Origin of the sequence: Aeromicrobium sp. Root472D3 (assembly GCF_001426485.1) — a bacterium.
In the GTDB taxonomy this organism is placed as follows: Bacteria; Actinomycetota; Actinomycetes; order Propionibacteriales; family Nocardioidaceae; genus Aeromicrobium.
On sequence record NZ_LMET01000001.1, the window covers coordinates 1,848,517 to 1,865,386 of the forward strand.

Below are 16,870 nucleotides of genomic sequence, written 5' to 3' on the forward strand. Positions count from 1 at the left end.
CGGGCGGGACGGCGTCCGCCTGTGGACGAGCGCCTCGACGGATCGGGCGGTCCGCAGCAGTCTCGGAGCATGACCGACCAGACCCCTCCCGCGCTCCCGCGACCCGACCAGCTGCCGCCCGTCCGCGCCGTCGCCGACCTCGACCGCCTGTGGCGCTCGCTCAAGGGCCCGTGGGGCTTCTCGCGACCGCAGGTGTGGTGCGTCGTGCTCGGGCCGGTGGGCGAGTGGACGTCGATCCTGCTGAAGATCGACGACTGCCCCGAGCGCCCCGACGTCGAGCAGGTCGCCAACCTGCTGGGCGTGCTGACGTCGGTGGTGCTCGACAGCGTGCCGGGCGGCTCGGTGGCGCTGCTGTACGCGCGCCCGGGCGGCGACGACCAGCACGCGGGCGACCGCCTGTGGGCGCGCGAGCTCGACGCGGCCGGCCGTCGCGTGCCTGTCGACGTCTGGCCCGTCTTCCTCGCCAACGACGACCGCGTTCGCATCGTGGCCCCCGACGACCTCGCGGCCTAGCAACCGCTGGACGTCATCTCGGGCGTCGTCCAGACGCCGCGAGCGCGATGACGTCGTGACGTCGGCCGTGCGCACCGCTCGCGAGGTGTCGACGTCCGACAGACCCGGCGCCCCGACTCGGACGTCATCCCGAGCGAGGGCTGTGCAGGCCGCTCGGGACGACCTCCGAGCGGGCTCACGACGAGCGACGCAGGCTCTGCGACAGACGCTCGGCCGCGGCGACGACGGCGGGGGCGTGCATGCGTCCCGGCTGGCGCGTCAGTCGCTCGAGCGGTCCCGACACCGACACCGCGGCGACGACCTTGCCCGAGGGGGAGCGCACGGGCGCCGACACCGAGCCGACGCCGTTCTCGCGCTCGCCGACGCTCTGCGCCCAGCCGCGGCGACGGACGGCCGACAGCTCGGCGGCCGAGAACGTCGCCTTGAGCAGTCCCTTGTTCATGCGCTCGGGGTCCTCCCACGACAGCAGGATCTGTGCGGCCGAGCCGGCCGCCATCGTCAGCTGGCCGCCGACGGGGATCGAGTCGCGCAGCCCGGTCGGACGATCCGCGGCGGCGACGCACACGCGGAAGTCCCCCTGGCGGCGGAACAGCTGCGCCGACTCGCCGGTGATGTCGCGCAACCGGGCCAGCACGGGACCGGCAGCGGCGAGCAGGCGGTCCTCGCCGGCGGCGGCGGCGAGCTCGCCGAGGCGGGGGCCGAGGATGAACCGTCCCTGCATGTCGCGGGCCACCAGACGGTGGTGCTCGAGGGCCACGGCGAGGCGGTGTGCCGTCGGGCGCGCGAGGCCCGTGCTCGCCACGAGACCCGCGAGGGTCGCCGGTCCGGGCTCGAGCGCCGCGAGCACCATCGCGGCTTTGTCGAGAACGCCGACTCCGCTAGAGTTGTCCATGACTTGATACTGCCGTATCGCATTGTGAGACGCAAGTGCCTGCAATCGCGGCACTGACGACCGGGTCCTGCGGCGCAGGAGAACGAGGAGAGCACCATGGGCAAGACACTTGCCGAGAAGGTCTGGGACGAGCACGTCGTCCGGAGCCACGAGGGTGAGCCCGATCTTCTCTACATCGACCTCCACCTGATCCACGAGGTCACGAGCCCCCAGGCCTTCGACGGCCTGCGGCTGGCCGGACGTCCCGTGCGCCGTCCCGACCTGACGATCGCGACCGAGGACCACAACATCCCGACGACCGATCTCGACAAGCCCATCGCCGACATCGTGTCGCGCACCCAGGTCGAGACGCTGCGCCGCAACTGCGAGGAGTTCGGCGTCCGCCTGCACCCCATGGGCGACATCGACCAGGGCATCGTCCACGTCGTCGGCCCGCAGCTCGGCCTGACCCAGCCCGGCATGACGATCGTGTGCGGCGACTCGCACACCGCGACGCACGGCGCCTTCGGCTCGATCGCGTTCGGCATCGGCACGTCCGAGGTCGAGCACGTGCTCGCGACGCAGTCGCTGTCGCAGGCCCGCCCGAAGATGATGGCCGTCGAGGTCGTCGGCGACCTGCCGGCCGGCTCGACCGCCAAGGACCTGATCCTCGCGCTCATCACGCAGGAGACCACCGGCGGCGGCCAGGGCTACATCGTGGAGTACCGCGGCGACGCGATCCGTGCGCTGTCGATGGAGGCGCGCATGACGATCTGCAACATGTCGATCGAGTGGGGCGCCAAGGCCGGCCTGATCGCTCCCGACCAGGTCACCTACGACTACCTGGAGGGACGTCCGTCGGCCCCGACCGGCGACGACTGGGACGCCGCCGTCGCCCACTGGGACAGCCTCGTCACCGACGACGACGCCGAGTTCGACAAGGTCATCACGATCGACGCCTCGACCATCACGCCGTTCGTCACGTGGGGCACCAACCCGGGCCAGGGCGTGCCACTGTCGGGCAACGTCCCCGACCCCGTCTCGTTCGAGGACGACAACGAGCGCATCGCCGCCGAGAACGCCCTGACGTACATGGGCCTGACCGCCGGCACGCCGATGAAGGACATCAAGGTCGACACGGTCTTCATCGGCTCGTGCACCAACGGACGCATCGAGGACCTCCGCGTCGCCGCCGCGCTGATGGAGGGCCACACCGTCGCGCCCGACACGCGCATCCTGGTCGTGCCCGGCTCGGTGCGCGTGCGCCTGCAGGCCGAGCAGGAGGGCCTCGACGTCATCTTCAAGGACGCGGGCGCCGAGTGGCGCGGCGCCGGCTGCTCGATGTGCCTCGGCATGAACCCCGACCAGCTGATGGTCGGCGAGCGGGCCGCCTCGACGTCCAACCGCAACTTCGAGGGTCGTCAGGGCAAGGGCGGGCGCACGCACCTCGTCTCGCCCGACGTCGCCGTCGCGACCGGCATCCTCGGCCACCTGGCCGGCCCCGCCGACCTCGCCCAGCTCGAGAAGGCAGGAGCCTGACCATGGAGAAGTTCACGACCCACACCGGTGTCGCCGTCCCGCTGCGTCGCAGCAACGTCGACACCGACCAGATCATCCCCGCGCACTGGCTCAAGAAGGTCACCCGCGACGGCTTCGAGGACGGCCTGTTCGAGGCGTGGCGCAAGGACCCCGAGTTCGTCCTCAACCGTCCGGTCTACGCCGACGCGACGGTGCTCGTCGCCGGTCCCGACTTCGGCACCGGCTCGTCGCGCGAGCACGCCGTGTGGGCGCTGCAGAACTTCGGCTTCAAGGTCGTCGTGTCGCCGCGCTTCGCCGACATCTTCCGGGGCAACTCGGGCAAGTCGGGCCTGCTCGCCGCCCAGGTGGACGACAAGGTCGTCCAGCGGCTGTGGGACCACCTCGACGCCAACCCGGGCGCCACGGTGAGCCTCGACCTCGTGAACCGCACGGTCCGCGCGGGCGACGGCCCCGACGCGATCGAGGACTCGTTCACGATCGACGACTACACGCGCTGGCGCCTGCTCGAGGGTCTCGACGACGTCGGCATCACGCTGAGCCACGCCGACGACATCGAGGCGTACGAGACGTCCCGCCCGTCGTACAAGCCCGTCACGCTCTGACCGCGTCGCGCTGACGAGGGGCCGCCCACCGCCCGTGCCCCTGTCCGCGCCCCGCGTCAGCGCCAGATGCCGACGCGGGTGACGTCGCGGGTGTCGGGCTCGACCTCGACGAAGACCCGCTGGCCCACCCGCAGGTGCCGGACGTGCTCGGCGAGCGCGGCGGCCGGATAGTCCAGGCGCACGCCGTCGTCGGTGAGCAGATGACCCGTGCGGGTCGTCGCGTCGAAGCTCGCCACGGTTCCCTGCATGAGGCCGAGCCTAGTCGCGTGCGGCACGCACTAGGCTCGTCGGCATGCAGCGTCGCGAGTTCCCGAGAGCCATGCGCATCATCGTGCTGTTCGTCCGCCCCCTGCTGATGGTGCTGACCAAGCGCGACTGGCAGGGCCAGGAGAAGCTCCCGTCCGGCGGATTCGTGCTGGCGCCCAACCACCTCTCGCACCTCGACCCGTTCCTGATCTCGCACTTCATGGTCGACCAGGGCATCTCGCCGCGCTTCCTGGCCAAGGACACGCTGATGGCGCTGCCGGTCGGCGGTCGCATCCTGCGCAACGCCGAGCAGATCCCGGTCTACCGCAGCACCCGGGGTGCCGCCGAGTCGCTGCGGGCCGCGATCGCGGCCGTCGAGGCCGGCAGCGTCGTCACGATCTACCCCGAGGGCACCATCACCCGCGATCCCGCGGCGTGGCCCATGAGCGGACGCACGGGGGCCGTGCGGGTCGCTCTGGCCACGGGACGTCCGCTCGTGCCGCTCATGCAGTGGGGCCCGCAGGACGTCCTGTGGCCGTACAGCAAGAAGCTGCGCCTGTTCCCGCGCAAGACGATCCACGTCCGCGTGGGTGACCCCGTCGACCTGTCGGACCTCGAGGGGCGCGAGCTCACCGAGGAGCTGCTCGACACGGCCACCAACCGGCTCATCGACACCCTGACTGCGATGATGGCCGAGGTGCGCGGCGAGCTGCCGTCGTCGCCGAGGATCGACGTGCACTCGCTGAGCAGGCCCAAGAGCACCTACAAGCCCTGACGGTCAGGCACCGTGCTCGTCCAACACCGTGCACACGAGGAAATGGGGAGTCGTCAATGGCGCAGATCGCTGTCATGGGAGCCGGGTCGTGGGGGACCGCCTTCGCGCTGGTGCTGGCCGACGCCGGCAACGACGTCCGCATCTGGGGACGACGGCCCGAGCTGTGCGCCGCGATCAACGACACCCACCAGAACGCCGACTACCTCCCCGGCGTCGTGCTGCCCGACGCGATCTCGGCGACGTCCGACGCGGCCGAGGCGCTGGCCGGGGCCGAGGTCGTCGTGCTGGCGGTGCCGTCGCAGCAGCTGCGCGGCAACCTCGACACGTGGGGTGGTGCGATCCCGGCCGACGCCGTCATGGTGAGCCTGATGAAGGGCATCGAGCTCGGCACGCACCTGCGGATGAGCGAGGTCATCGCCGAGATGACCGGTGCCGGCCCCGAGCGCATCGCGGTCGTGTCGGGTCCGAACCTGGCGCGCGAGATCGCCGATCGCGAGCCCGCCGCGAGCGTCGTGGCGTGCACCGACCAGGCCGTCGCCGAGCGGCTGCAGAAGCTGTGCCACTCCGCGGCGTTCCGTCCGTACTCGATGACCGACGTCATCGGGTGCGAGCTGGCGGGCACGGCCAAGAACATCATCGGGCTGGCGGTCGGCGTGTGCGTGGGGCTGGGCTTCGGCGACAACACCAAGGCGTCCGTCATCACCCGCGGGCTGGCCGAGACGGCACGCCTGGGTGCGGCGATCGGCGCCGATCCCGTGACGTTCATGGGGCTCGCGGGCATGGGCGACCTCGTGGCGACGTGCTCGTCGCCGCTGTCGCGCAACCGCACGTTCGGCGAGAAACTCGGCGAGGGCATGAGCGTCGAGGAGGTCACGGCGCAGACGCGCCAGGTCGCCGAGGGCGTCAAGTCGTGCCGCTCGGTCAGCGAGCTGGCGAAGCTCAACGGCGTCGAGATGCCGATCGTCGAACACGTCGCTGCACTCGTCGCGGGCGAGATGAGCCCGGACGAGCTCGTGCAGCGACTGATCTCGCGCACCGCCAAGCCCGAGACCGTCTGACGGGGCCCGGACCCGGGCCGCGGGTCAGGTGACGGCGGCCAGAACGTTCTGGATGTCGATCCAGACGTCTTCGACGTCCTCGATGCCGACCGACAGGCGGATGAGACCCTCGGGCACCGACTCCGGCTCGCCGGGGTGACGGCGCCGCCGCTCCCACGTCGACTCGACGCCGCCGAGGCTCGTCGCGTACGTGATGATGTCGCTCTGCTCGGTCATCTTCTGCGCCGCGACCGCGCCGCCGGCCACCTCGAACGCGATGATCGTGCCGAAGCCGGGGTAGCGGCTGTAGACGACGTGCCGCGAGTCCGACAGCCGGCGGTGCAGCTCCTTGGCATTGGCCTCGGCTCGGTCGAGCCGGACGTGCAGGGTGCGCATGCCGCGCACGGCCAACCAGGTCTCCATCGCCCCCGGGATCGCGCCCAGCACCGTGCGGCGCTTCTCGAGCGCCGCGTGCGCCCGGTCGTCGGCCGTCACGATGGCCCCGAGGATGACGTCGCTGTGCCCGGCCAGCAGCTTCGACGCCGAGTGCACCGAGAAGTCGGCGCCGAGCTCGAGCGGCTTCTGGCGCAGGGGAGTGGCGAAGGTGTTGTCGACGGCCACGGCGGCGCCGGCCTGGGTCGCGGCGCGCGCGATCGTCTCGATGTCGGCGAGCTGCAGGGCCGGGTTGGTGGGCGACTCGATCCACAGCAGCGCGGCGCCCTGGCAGGCCTCGACGACCTGCGGGGTGTTGTCGATGTCGACGAGCCGCAGCTGCACCTGGCCGCGGCGGTCGCGCTCGACGAGCTGCGCGATCGTGCCGTAGTAGGCGTGGCGCGGCGCGACGACGACCGCACCGATCGGCACCAGGTCGAACAGCGCGGCCGATGCCGCGACGCCGGACGAGAAGGCCAGCGCCCGACCGCCCTCGAGGGCTCCGAGCACCGACTCGAACGACTCCCAGGTGGGATTGCCCTGGCGGGCGTACTCCGTGGAACCGCCCGGGACGAGGGCGCTGGCCATCGTCATGGGTGCGTTGAGAGGGCCCCCCGGCACGCGGTCAGGACGGCCGGCTCCGACTGCGATGGTCGAGGGCGACAGATCGTGTCCATGCATCCAGCCATTGTGCACCGGGCTCCAACATCCGAGGCGATAGGGTTCTCAGCGATGAGCCCCGCCACCCCCGCCTCCGCCAAGCCCCGCCTCGCCGTCGTCTTCGGCGGCCGTTCGAGCGAGCACGGCGTGTCGTGCCTGACCGCCCGCGAGGTGCTGGCGGCGATCGACACCGACCGCTACGACGTCCAGGCGGTCGGCATCACCCGCGACGGCTCGTGGGTCGAGGAGACCGCCGTCTGGGACGACACCGAGCCCGGCACGCTGCCCTCGGTGCGCGCCGACATGCCGTCGTTCGCGTGGGAGCGGCTGCGGGAGTTCGACGCGGTCTTCCCGCTGCTGCACGGCCCGTGGGGCGAGGACGGGACGCTGCAGGGCATGCTCGAGATGGCCGACGTCCGCTACGTCGGCGCCGGGGTGCTGTCCAGCGCCGTCAGCATGGACAAGCCGTTCACCAAGACGGTGTTCGCGGCGGCCGGCCTGCCGCAGATCCCGTACGTCACGATCCGGCCGTGGGAGTGGACCAACGACCGCTCACGGGTCGAGGACCGCATCAGGGCCCTCGGGCTGCCGGTGTTCGTCAAGCCGGCCCGTGCCGGGTCGAGCTCGGGCGTCGCGATGGTCGACACGTGGGACGAGCTCGACGGCGCCGTCGAGCAGGCCAGGTCGTTCGACCCCAAGGTCATCGTCGAGTCGGCCGCGAAGGGCAAGCGCGAGCTGGAGTGCGCCGTGATCCAGCAGCCCGACGGCACGCCCGTCGCGAGCGTCGTCGGCGAGATCACGGTCGCGGACGACACGGGCCACGACTTCTACGACTTCGAGGCCAAGTACCTCGACGGCACGAGCGCCAACGTCGTCCCGGCCGACATCCCGGTGACGCTGAGCGAGCGCATCCGCACCTACGCCGTGCAGGCCTTCGAGGCCGTGGGCTGCGAGGGGCTGGCGCGGGTCGACTTCTTCGCGACCGACGACGGCCTGGTCATCAACGAGATCAACACGCTGCCGGGCTTCACGCCGTACTCGATGTTCCCGGTGCTGTGGCAGGCCAGCGGCGTCTCGTACCCCGAGCTGGTCGACCGGCTGATCCAGCTCGCCCTGGGTCGCTCCACAGGTCTGCGCTGACCCTCCGACGGGGCCGAGGGGCCGCTAGACGCAGGGCTGCACCGACCGGTCGTGCTTCTGGACCGCGGTCGCGACGTCGGCGAGCGCGTCCGAGGCGGGGTCGTACTCCTTCGGCACCTCGACGCTGACGTAGAACGACCGGCCCACGGTCGTGAAGAGGTAGCCGTCGTTGGTCGTCTCGCTGAACCAGTCGACGCCGCCGACGGGGTAGCAGGCCGACGAGCGGGTCAGGGCGGCCGGCTTCTCGACGCCGCAGCGCAGGATGATCGGGGGAGCGCCCCACGCGATCGCGGTGTCGTCCTTGACCAGGATGCTGTCCTGGCCGGCGACCTTCGCGGGGGCGTCGGCGAACAGCGCCTTGCAGTCGACCCGGCTCGCGGGGTCGGTGGGGTACGCGTCGACCCCGAGGCCGGGGCTGCAGCCCGCCGCGACGAGCACGGCGGCGAGCCAGGGACGTCTCATGGGGTGGGGCCGGCGGGCGGGGGGTGGCGGACCGTCAGATGCGGACGACGGGGCAGGTGAGCGTGCGGGTGATGCCCGTGACGGCCTGGATGCGCGAGACGACGAGCGTGCCGAGCTGGTCCATGCTGGGGCCCTCGGCGCGGACGATGACGTCGTACGGTCCCGTGACGTCCTCGGCGAGCGTGACGCCCTCGATGGCCTCGATCGCCTTCGCGACGTCGGCCGCCTTGCCGACCTCGGTCTGGACGAGGATGTATGCCTGCACGGCCATCTGATGTGCTCCTTCGAGAACTGACGGGACTGTGACACGCTACCGGATCCCGGCGGCGTGCCCGCCCGGGCCTGCGAGAAGATGGACGCATGACTTCTCAGACCTCGGGCGGACCGACGATCGGCGAGCTCGGGGAGTTCGGGCTGATCGACCAGGTGCGCGCGCAGATCGGCGACAACCGGCACGTCCTGCTGGGCCCCGGCGACGACGCCGCGCACGTCTCGACCAACGACGGCACGTTCGTGGTGTCGACGGACCTGCTGATCGAGGGACGCCACTTCCGGCGCGACTGGTCGTCGGCCCACGAGGTCGGCCGCAAGGCTGCGGCCTCGAACCTGTCCGACATCAACGCGATGGGCGGGGTCGCGACGGCGATGACGGTGGGGTTCGGCGCGCCCGCCGACCTGCCCGCCGAGTGGGCCCTCGAGATGGTGCGGGGCTTCGAGATCGAGTGCTCGCACGTCGGGGCGCACATCGTGGGCGGTGACGTGACGGCGTCCGACGCGATCGTGATCGCCGTGACGGCGATGGGCGACGCGGCCCGCCCGGTGCGGCGCTCCGGTGCGCTGCCGGGCGACGTCGTCGCGTACGCGGGCGACCTGGGCCTGGCGGCGGCGGGGTTCGCGGCGCTGAGTCGTGGGTTCCGGTCGCCCAAGGCGGCGGTCGAGGCGCACAAGGTGCCGCACCCGCCGTACGCGGCCGGCCCGCAGGCGGCGGGGCTCGGCGCGACGTCGATGACCGACGTCAGCGACGGCCTGCTGGCCGACCTCGGCCACGTCGCCGAGGCCAGTGGCGTCGCGATCGACCTCGACTCGTCGGCGTTCGTGATCCCCGAGGCGGTCGCGACGGTCGGCGAGGCGCTGGGCCGCGCGGCACTCGACTTCGTCCTGACGGGGGGCGACTCGTACGCCCTGGTCGCGACGTTCAGCTCCGAGACCGAGCTGCCGTCGGCGTGGACGCGGGTCGGCCGGGTGTCCGACGGCGCGGGCGTCACGGTCGACGGCACGACCTACGACGGCCCCGAGGGCCACCAGCACTTCCGCTGAGACCGAGCGAGCGCAGCGAGCGAGCGTCGAAGCGCGCCAAGGAGCGCAGCGACTGTGAGCGCACCGCGGCGGAGCCGCCGGACGGCGAGGCGCAGCGAGCGAGCGGGCCCGCTCGGCCCAAGCAGACGCCAGCCCGGGGACTCCCCGGCTCAATCGATCCAGTACCGCCGCTTGGGGACGTCCGCGACGCCCGGCACGACGGACTCGAGCACTCCGCCGTTCTTCTCGATGACGGCCGCGGAGGCGTGGTTGTCGTCGTCGCACGTGACGAGGACCGGGCCGCCGATGCCGTGCTCGCGCAGGAACACCAGCGACTGGCGCAGGATCGCGGTGGCGTGGCCGCGTCCGCGGTGCGCGGGGAGCACCAGGTAGCCGATCTGCCCGCCCAGCGTGCGGAAGAAGTCGTCGAGCCCGAGTCGGATCGTGGCGCGTCCGACGACGGTGCCGTCGACGTCGGCCAGCAGCTCGGCGTGGGCGACGTCGTCGGGCCCGGCGTCCTGTTCACGGGCCCGTACGAGTGCGATGTACTGGTCCCACGGCAGCTCGGGCTCGAAGCGGTACGACCACCTCCCACCATCTGCCGTCATGGTCTCAGCGGCCGCGCGCACCTGCTGCTCGTCGTCGAGCGTGATGCGACGCAGTACGAGCGGCACCCTCAGTCCTGGATGCGCGCGAACGGCCGGTCGGCCTCGAGCTCGTACGCGAGCTCGAGCAGCGTCTGCTCGTCGCCGTGGAGCGCCGAGAAGTGCACGCCGACGGGGCGACCGTCGGACGTCCGGGCGAGGGGCAGCGAGATCGCGGGCCCGCCCGAGGCGTTGTTGAGCGGGGTGAAGGCCGCGTACTGCACGAGCCGGTCGAACAGCACCTCGAACTCGACGGACGGGTTCAGGTGGCCGAGCCGTGGGGTGACGTAGCCGAGCGTGGGCGACACGATGAGGTCGACGTCGGCGAACGCGTCCCGGTACAGCTGCTCGGACTGCTTGAGCGTGCGCAGCGCGCCCGGCGTGCGCCAGGCGTTGCGCACGAAGCGGCGTGCCAGCCCGCGGGTCAAGGGGTCCGTCAGCCGCTTGTCGAAGTCGGGGCTGTGCATCGCCTGCTTGCCGAAGTGGTGGGTGCTGAAGGCCAGCAGGGCCCAGTAGTGCTTGAACGCGTGCATGAACCGCACGGCGTCGCCGGGGATCGGCACCTCGACGACGTCGTGGCCCAGGGCCGTGAGCCGGTCGACGGCCGCGAGGGTCGCGGCGCGGCAGTCGTCGTCGGTGGGAGCGCCGGTCACCGAGTCGAGCACGAGCCCGAGGCGCAGCCGTCGGGTCGACGGGCCCTCGACCAGGTCGAGGGGCTTCATGCCCGCGGCCGGCCTGAACCGCTGCGTGCCGGCCAGGAAGTACGCCGTGTCGCGGACCGTCCGCGTCACGACGCCGTTGGAGACCACGTCGACCGGCAGGCTCGCCGACTCGGCGGCCGGGACGACGCGACCCCGGGTCGGCTTGAGGCCGACCAGCCCGCAGGCGGCGGCGGGGATGCGGATCGAGCCACCGCCGTCGTTGGCGTGGGCGATCGTCACGACCCCGGACGCGACGAGGGCGGCCGACCCGCCCGACGACCCGCCGGCGGAGTGGTCGGTGTGCCACGGGTTGCGGGTCGGGGGCAGCGTCGCCCACTCGGCCGACGCGTTCCAGCCGAACTCTGGCATCGCGGTCTTGCCGAGGACGCCGAGCCCGGTCGACCGGAGCTGCTCGGTGAACGGGTCGTCGGACGTCGCGGGTCGCGAGCGCACGGCCAGCGACCCCTGGTCGGTGGGCAGCCCGGCGACACGGGTGTTGTCCTTGACGAACGAGGGGACGCCGGCGAGCACGCCCGTCGCGGGCCGGTCGGTGGCGGCGAGCGCGCGGTCGAAGTCGGGCGTCTGGATCGCGTTCAGGACGGGCTCGAGGGCCTCGGCCCGGGCGATGACGGCCTCGGTGGCCTCGCGGGCGCTGATCGTCCCCGCGGCAACGGCAGCGGCGACCCCGACGGAGTCGAGGTCGCCGATGGCGTCGTCGCAGAAGGCGTGGACGCGGGTGGTCATCTCGTTGCTCACGAGAGTGACTCTAAAGTCATATCCCGTCTGGTGACCAGAGCAGGACGTGGGCGGTGATGACTAGCGCGAGACCTTGCCGGCCTTGAGGCACGACGTGCAGACGTTGACCCGCTGCGGGGTGCCGTTGACGACGGCGCGCACGCGCTGGATGTTGGGATCGAAACGACGCTTCGTGCGTCGGTGCGAGTGGGAGACGTTGTGGCCGAAACCAGGTCCCTTGGCACACACATCACAGACCGCAGCCATGGCGAACTCCTGAAAGCTTGAGACTTCTCGAGACGGTGCTCGAACGAAAGGGGCGCCCACCGACCGACCGGCCCGTAGACAACCGCTCAAGAATAGCCGACGACCCGACGTCGACGCGAATCAGGCCGTCTGGTCCGTCACGGTGACGGCGGCGACCGATAGCCTCGCCCCATGGGCCTCACCCTCAACGCCGCGGCTTTCCGTGCGTGGACGCAGCTGTGCGCCGCGGCGCTGGCGTCGGCCCGCTCCGAGATCGACGCCCTGAACGTCTTCCCGGTGCCCGACAGCGACACCGGCACCAACGCCTACCTGACGTTCATGTCGGGCGCCGACGCCGCGGAGTCGCAGCCCGTCGACGCGGGCTTCGACCAGCTCGTCAAGGCGTACGTCGACGGCCTGCTGACGGGCGCCAAGGGCAACACCGGCGTGATCCTGTCGCAGCTCGTGCGGGCGTGCTTCCGCGACCTGTCGATCGACCGCGAGGTCAGTGCCGCCGACGTCGCGCAGGCCTTCGTGGCCGCGTCCGACGCCGCCTGGGCCGCGGTGGGCGCCCCGGTCGAGGGCACGATCCTGTCGGTCGCCCAGGCCGCCGCCGTCGGTGCGACCGAGGCCGCCGAGGCGGGGGTCGACGGCCGCACGGTCTTCGCCAAGGCCGCCCGTGCGGCCCGCGAGGCGCTGGCCCGCACCCCCGAGCAGATGGACCTGCTGCGTCGCGCCGGGGTCGTCGACGCCGGTGGACGGGCGCTGGTCGTCGTGCTCGACGCGACCGAGCAGGCGCTCACGGGCCGGGTGCCCGAGCAGGTGCTGGCGCACGTCCCCCAGCCCGCCGCGGTGACGGGCGACGACCTCAGCGCCGACGGCCCGTCGTACGAGGTGATGTACCTCCTCGAGGCCGACGACGACCAGATCCCCGCCCTGCGCTCGGCCCTGATGGGTCTGGGCGACTCGCTCGTCGTGGTCGGCGGCGAGCGGCTCTGGAACGTGCACGTGCACGTCGACGACGTCGGCGCCGCGATCGAGGCGGGCATCGCGGCCGGGCGTCCGTACCGCATCGCCGTCACGCACTTCGCCGACCAGATGGCCAAGGGCCCGCGCCAGGGTCGCGTCATCATCGCCGCCACGACGGGTGCCGGGCTGACCGAGCTGTGCCACGAGTCCGGTGCGCAGACGCTCGAGTTCACCCGCGAGCGTCCGCTGACGGTCGCCGAGATGAGCGCGTCGCTGCAGGACGTCGACGCCGGCGAGATCATCGTGCTGCCGAACAACAACCGCTACATCCGCCAGTTCGTCGCCGCCGCGCAGGCCGCCCGGCAGGACGGCGTCCGGGTCGCCGTCATCCCGACGCACGCGCAGGTGCAGGGCCTGGCCGCGCTCGCGGTCCACGACCCCGGCCTGGGCTTCGACGAGGTGGTCGTCGCGATGTCGAGCGCCGCGGCGCACACGCAGCACGGCGCCGTCACGCTGGCCACCGAGCCGGGCATGACGATGGTCGGGCCGGTCGGCCCGGGCGACGTGCTGGGCGCCATCACGGGCGACTTCGCCGTGATCGGCGACGACGTGCTGACGGTCGCGCTCGAGATCATCGACCGCATCCTGTCGCCGGCCGGCGAGATGGTCACGGTCGTGCTGGGCGAGGGGGCCGACCCGGGGCACGGCGACGCGATCGCCGCCCACCTGCGGGCCGTGCGCCCCGACGTCGACGTCGTGGTCTACGACGGCGGCCAGGAGAACTACCCGCTGTTCATCGCGGTCGAGTGATGGCCGACCTCGCCACCAGGATCGTCAACGTGCTGGGCGACAAGACCGCCAAGCCGCTGGCCAAGCACTTCGACATGCACGTCGTCGGCGACCTGCTGCGGCACTACCCGCGCCGCTACGTCGAGCTCGGCAGGGCCAGCAACCTCGCGAGCCTGCAGGTCGGCCAGCACGCGACGGTGCTCGCGACGGTCGTCGAGGCGAAGAACTACTCGTTCGGGCCGGGCGGCCGGCGCACCCGCACCGAGGTCGTCGTCACCGACGACACCGGTGCCCGGCTCTCGCTGACGTTCTTCCAGCAGCGGTGGCTCGCCGAGAAGATGCTGCCCGGGAAGATGTGCCTGTTCTCGGGCGAGGTCGGCGCGTTCAACGGTCGCCTGCAGCTGACCCACCCCGACTACGACCTGTTCGACGCCGAGGGCGACACGGCGTCGTCGCGCCTGTCGCGCGGCGTCCTGCCGATCTACAAGGCCACGGGGTCGGTGCCGACGTGGAAGCTCGAGAGCTTCATCGGCCTGTGCCTCGACGCGCTCGACCCCCTCGACGACCCGCTGCCGGCCGACGTCCGCGCGGCCCGGGGCTTCGGCGACCTGCGGACCGCGCTCGAGGCCGTCCACCGCCCGCACGGCATGGGCCAGGCCGTCACGGCGCAGAAGCGCCTGAAGTTCGAGGAGGCGTTCGTCGTCCAGACGGTGTTCGCGCAGCGCCGGCACGCCCTCGAGCTCGAGCGCGCCTCGGCCCGCCCACCCGTCGCGAACGAGCTGCGCGACCGGTTCGAGCAGCAGCTGCCGTTCACGCTGACCGACGGTCAGCGCCACGTCGTCGACGAGATCTCGACCGACCTGTCGCGCACCCGCCCCATGCACCGCCTGCTGCAGGGCGAGGTCGGCTCCGGCAAGACCATCGTGGCGCTGATGTCGATGCTGCAGGTCGTCGACGCCGGAGCCCAGACCGCGCTGCTGGCCCCCACCGAGGTGCTGGCCTCGCAGCACTACCGCGGCATCACCGCGATGCTCGGCGACCTGGCCAAGGGGGGCATGCTGGGCGGCGCCGACGTCGCGACGCGCGTCCGGCTGCTGACCGGCTCGATGGGCGCCAAGGCCCGCAACGCCGCGCTGCTCGACGCGGCGTCGGGCGAGGCAGGCATCGTGATCGGCACGCACGCCCTGATCCAGGACCACGTGCAGTTCGCCGAGCTGGGCCTGCTGGTCGTCGACGAGCAGCACCGCTTCGGCGTCGAGCAGCGGGCGGCCCTCGTCGACCGGGCCGAGGTCAAGCCCCACGTGCTGGTCATGACGGCCACGCCGATCCCGCGCACGATCGCGATGACGGTGTTCGGAGACCTCGAGGTCTCGACCCTGCGCGAGCTGCCGGCCGGGCGCCAGCCCATCCAGACGACGGTCGTGCCGGCGCTCGAACGTCCGGCCTGGCTCGAGCGGGGGTGGGAGCGGGTGCGCGAGGAGGTCGCCAAGGGGCGTCAGGCGTACGTCGTGGTGTCCCGCATCGGGGGGCCCGACGACGACGGCACGTCCGAGACGCACTCGCTGGTCGAGCTGCACGAGGAGCTCGTCGGCGGTCGGCTGCACGGCCTGCGGGTCGGCGCGCTGCACGGGCGCATGACGTCCGACGAGAAGGACGCCACGATGGCGGCCTTCGCGGCCGGCGACCTGCAGGTGCTCGTCGCGACGACCGTCGTCGAGGTCGGCGTCGACGTCCCCAACGCCACCGCGATGGTCATCATGGACGCCGACCGCTTCGGCATGTCGCAGCTGCACCAGCTGCGGGGACGCGTCGGGCGTGGGTCCGAGGCCGGGCTGTGCCTGCTCGTGACGTCCAGCGAGGTCGACTCACCGGCCCGCGAGCGCCTCGACGCCGTCGCGTCGACGACCGACGGGTTCGAGCTGTCGCGGCTCGACGTCGAGCTGCGGCGCGAGGGCGACGTGCTGGGTGCCGCCCAGTCGGGCGTCCGGTCGAGCCTGCGGCTGCTGTCGGTCGTCAGGGACGGCGACGTCATCGACGACGCCCGATCGGCCGCCGATGCGCTGGTCGCCGCCGACCCCGCCCTCTCCCAGCACCCCACCCTGGCTGCCGCCGTGCACGACCTCGAGCACTCCGAGCAGGCCGACTACCTCGACCGCACGTGACGGAGCGCCCATGACCCGCATCATCGCCGGAGCCCTCGGGGGCCGGCGCATCCAGACGCCCAAGGGCGACGGCACCCGGCCGACGTCCGACCGGGTGCGCGAGGCGATGTTCTCGTCGCTGGAGTCCGAGCTGGGCGGCTTCGCCGACCTCCGCGTCCTCGACCTCTTCGCGGGCTCCGGGGCACTGGGTCTCGAGGCGCTGTCGCGCGGGGCCGATCACGCGACGTTCGTCGAGTCCGACGGACGGGCCGCCGCCGTCGTGCGGGCCAACGTCCGTGAGCTCGGCCTCGATCGGGCCGAGGTCGTCAAGACCACCGCCAGCGCCTTCCTCGTGCATCCGCACGACCCGCGGTTCGACCTGGTGTTCGTCGATCCGCCCTACGCGATGGCGACCGACGTCGTGACGGGGCTGATCAGGTCCCTCGCCGAGTACAGCGCCTCCGAGGCGCTGTTCGTGGTGGAGCGCGCGACCCGCGACCCGTTCAGGTGGCCCGAGGGCGTCGAGGCGCTGCGCAGCCGGAAGTACGGCGAGACCACGCTGTGGCTCGGACGCCCTGCGGTACCGTCGCTGCCATGACGAAGGTCGTGTGCCCCGGCTCGTTCGATCCCGTGACCAACGGTCACCTCGACATCATCGAGAGGTCCGCGCGCCTCTTCGACGAGGTCGTGGTCGCGGTGCTGGTCAACCAGAACAAGCAGGGTCTCTTCACGATCCCCGAGCGGCTCGACCTGCTCGACCGCGCGACGGCGCACCTGCCGAACGTCACGACCGACTCGTTCACGGGGCTGCTCGTCGACTTCTGCACGACTCACGAGGTCGACGCGATCGTCAAGGGCCTGCGCGCCGTCACCGACTTCGACTACGAGCTGCAGATGGCGCAGATGAACGGCAGCCTGACCGAGGTCGACACGGTCTTCATCCCGACGTCGCCCGAGTACTCGTTCCTCGCGTCGAGCCTGGTCAAGGAGGTCGCGAAGCACGGCGGCGACGTCTCGGCCCTGATTCCCGGGTTCGTCAACGACGAGCTGACCAGGAAGTACGCCTAGGCCG

At 72.0% G+C, this 16,870-nt stretch carries 19 protein-coding genes; 11 read left to right on the top strand and 8 right to left on the bottom strand.

Features of this window, described 5'->3' with window-relative positions:
• Window positions 1-69 precede the first annotated feature (69 nt).
• Window positions 70-513 (top strand): hypothetical protein, encoded by a 444-nt coding sequence (locus ASD10_RS09035; RefSeq protein ID WP_157432518.1) that lies wholly within the window; start codon window positions 70-72, stop codon window positions 511-513.
• 175 nt (window positions 514-688) lie between these two features.
• Here the strand turns inward: ASD10_RS09035 and ASD10_RS09040 are convergent, their stop codons facing one another.
• Window positions 689-1,405, bottom strand: a complete 717-nt coding sequence (locus ASD10_RS09040) for an IclR family transcriptional regulator (RefSeq protein ID WP_056607493.1) — start codon at window positions 1,403-1,405, stop codon at window positions 689-691.
• Window positions 1,406-1,501: 96 nt separating this feature from the next.
• Between ASD10_RS09040 and leuC the strand changes: the two genes are divergently transcribed.
• Together leuC and leuD are read left to right on the top strand one after the other, a co-directional pair.
• On the top strand, window positions 1,502-2,923 hold the full coding sequence (gene leuC / locus ASD10_RS09045) for a 3-isopropylmalate dehydratase large subunit (protein WP_056607495.1): 1,422 nt from the start codon (window positions 1,502-1,504) through the stop codon (window positions 2,921-2,923).
• A 2-nt stretch (window positions 2,924-2,925) separates the two neighbouring features.
• Complete coding sequence (gene leuD / locus ASD10_RS09050) at window positions 2,926-3,525, top strand: 3-isopropylmalate dehydratase small subunit (protein WP_056607497.1); 600 nt, start codon at window positions 2,926-2,928, stop codon at window positions 3,523-3,525.
• A 56-nt stretch (window positions 3,526-3,581) separates the two neighbouring features.
• Here the strand turns inward: leuD and ASD10_RS09055 are convergent, their stop codons facing one another.
• Complete coding sequence (locus ASD10_RS09055) at window positions 3,582-3,773, bottom strand: hypothetical protein (RefSeq protein ID WP_056607499.1); 192 nt, start codon at window positions 3,771-3,773, stop codon at window positions 3,582-3,584.
• Window positions 3,774-3,817: 44 nt separating this feature from the next.
• Here ASD10_RS09055 and ASD10_RS09060 point away from each other — a divergent pair, with 44 nt between their 5' ends.
• Both ASD10_RS09060 and ASD10_RS09065 read left to right on the top strand, forming a co-directional pair.
• Window positions 3,818-4,546: a 1-acyl-sn-glycerol-3-phosphate acyltransferase gene (locus tag ASD10_RS09060; protein ID WP_056607501.1), complete on the top strand. Its 729-nt coding sequence runs from the start codon at window positions 3,818-3,820 to the stop codon at window positions 4,544-4,546.
• 56 nt (window positions 4,547-4,602) lie between these two features.
• Window positions 4,603-5,604, top strand: a complete 1,002-nt coding sequence (locus ASD10_RS09065) for an NAD(P)H-dependent glycerol-3-phosphate dehydrogenase (RefSeq protein ID WP_056607503.1) — start codon at window positions 4,603-4,605, stop codon at window positions 5,602-5,604.
• A 24-nt stretch (window positions 5,605-5,628) separates the two neighbouring features.
• On the opposite strand, the gene ASD10_RS09070 is transcribed toward ASD10_RS09065, so the two are convergent.
• The gene (locus ASD10_RS09070; RefSeq protein ID WP_235501794.1) at window positions 5,629-6,609 is read right to left on the bottom strand and encodes a PLP-dependent aspartate aminotransferase family protein; all 981 of its coding nucleotides are present in this window, start codon (window positions 6,607-6,609) and stop codon (window positions 5,629-5,631) included.
• A gap of 138 nt (window positions 6,610-6,747) precedes the next feature.
• Here ASD10_RS09070 and ASD10_RS09075 point away from each other — a divergent pair, with 138 nt between their 5' ends.
• Window positions 6,748-7,815, top strand: a complete 1,068-nt coding sequence (locus ASD10_RS09075) for a D-alanine--D-alanine ligase family protein (RefSeq protein WP_056607508.1) — start codon at window positions 6,748-6,750, stop codon at window positions 7,813-7,815.
• A gap of 24 nt (window positions 7,816-7,839) precedes the next feature.
• Here the strand turns inward: ASD10_RS09075 and ASD10_RS09080 are convergent, their stop codons facing one another.
• Together ASD10_RS09080 and ASD10_RS09085 are read right to left on the bottom strand one after the other, a co-directional pair.
• Complete coding sequence (locus ASD10_RS09080) at window positions 7,840-8,277, bottom strand: DUF3515 family protein (RefSeq protein WP_082556114.1); 438 nt, start codon at window positions 8,275-8,277, stop codon at window positions 7,840-7,842.
• 34 nt (window positions 8,278-8,311) lie between these two features.
• Window positions 8,312-8,548, bottom strand: a complete 237-nt coding sequence (locus ASD10_RS09085; RefSeq protein WP_056607512.1) for an Lrp/AsnC family transcriptional regulator — start codon at window positions 8,546-8,548, stop codon at window positions 8,312-8,314.
• Window positions 8,549-8,637: 89 nt separating this feature from the next.
• Between ASD10_RS09085 and ASD10_RS09090 the strand changes: the two genes are divergently transcribed.
• On the top strand, window positions 8,638-9,594 hold the full coding sequence (locus ASD10_RS09090; RefSeq protein ID WP_056607515.1) for a thiamine-phosphate kinase: 957 nt from the start codon (window positions 8,638-8,640) through the stop codon (window positions 9,592-9,594).
• 149 nt (window positions 9,595-9,743) lie between these two features.
• On the opposite strand, the gene ASD10_RS09095 is transcribed toward ASD10_RS09090, so the two are convergent.
• From ASD10_RS09095 to rpmB, 3 genes are read right to left on the bottom strand one after another with little or no spacing between them, the layout of a single operon-like run.
• Window positions 9,744-10,247, bottom strand: a complete 504-nt coding sequence (locus tag ASD10_RS09095; protein ID WP_082556115.1) for a GNAT family N-acetyltransferase — start codon at window positions 10,245-10,247, stop codon at window positions 9,744-9,746.
• A gap of 2 nt (window positions 10,248-10,249) precedes the next feature.
• A complete protein-coding gene (locus ASD10_RS09100) occupies window positions 10,250-11,674 on the bottom strand; it encodes an amidase (RefSeq protein ID WP_235501795.1) in 1,425 nt (474 codons plus the stop codon).
• Window positions 11,675-11,734: 60 nt separating this feature from the next.
• Entirely contained in the window at window positions 11,735-11,920 is a 186-nt protein-coding gene (gene rpmB / locus ASD10_RS09105; protein ID WP_056607517.1) for a 50S ribosomal protein L28, read from the bottom strand.
• 171 nt (window positions 11,921-12,091) lie between these two features.
• Between rpmB and ASD10_RS09110 the strand changes: the two genes are divergently transcribed.
• From ASD10_RS09110 to coaD, 4 genes are read left to right on the top strand one after another with little or no spacing between them, the layout of a single operon-like run.
• Complete coding sequence (locus ASD10_RS09110) at window positions 12,092-13,678, top strand: DAK2 domain-containing protein (RefSeq protein WP_056607519.1); 1,587 nt, start codon at window positions 12,092-12,094, stop codon at window positions 13,676-13,678.
• Window positions 13,678-15,819 (top strand): ATP-dependent DNA helicase RecG, encoded by a 2,142-nt coding sequence (recG, locus tag ASD10_RS09115; RefSeq protein ID WP_056607521.1) that lies wholly within the window; start codon window positions 13,678-13,680, stop codon window positions 15,817-15,819. Before ASD10_RS09110 ends, recG begins: the two co-directional genes overlap by 1 nt.
• 10 nt (window positions 15,820-15,829) lie before the next feature.
• Window positions 15,830-16,396, top strand: a complete 567-nt coding sequence (gene rsmD, locus ASD10_RS09120) for a 16S rRNA (guanine(966)-N(2))-methyltransferase RsmD (RefSeq protein ID WP_056607523.1) — start codon at window positions 15,830-15,832, stop codon at window positions 16,394-16,396.
• On the top strand, window positions 16,393-16,866 hold the full coding sequence (gene coaD, locus ASD10_RS09125; RefSeq protein ID WP_056607525.1) for a pantetheine-phosphate adenylyltransferase: 474 nt from the start codon (window positions 16,393-16,395) through the stop codon (window positions 16,864-16,866). The genes rsmD and coaD overlap by 4 nt, the downstream gene beginning before the upstream one ends.
• Window positions 16,867-16,870 lie beyond the last annotated feature (4 nt).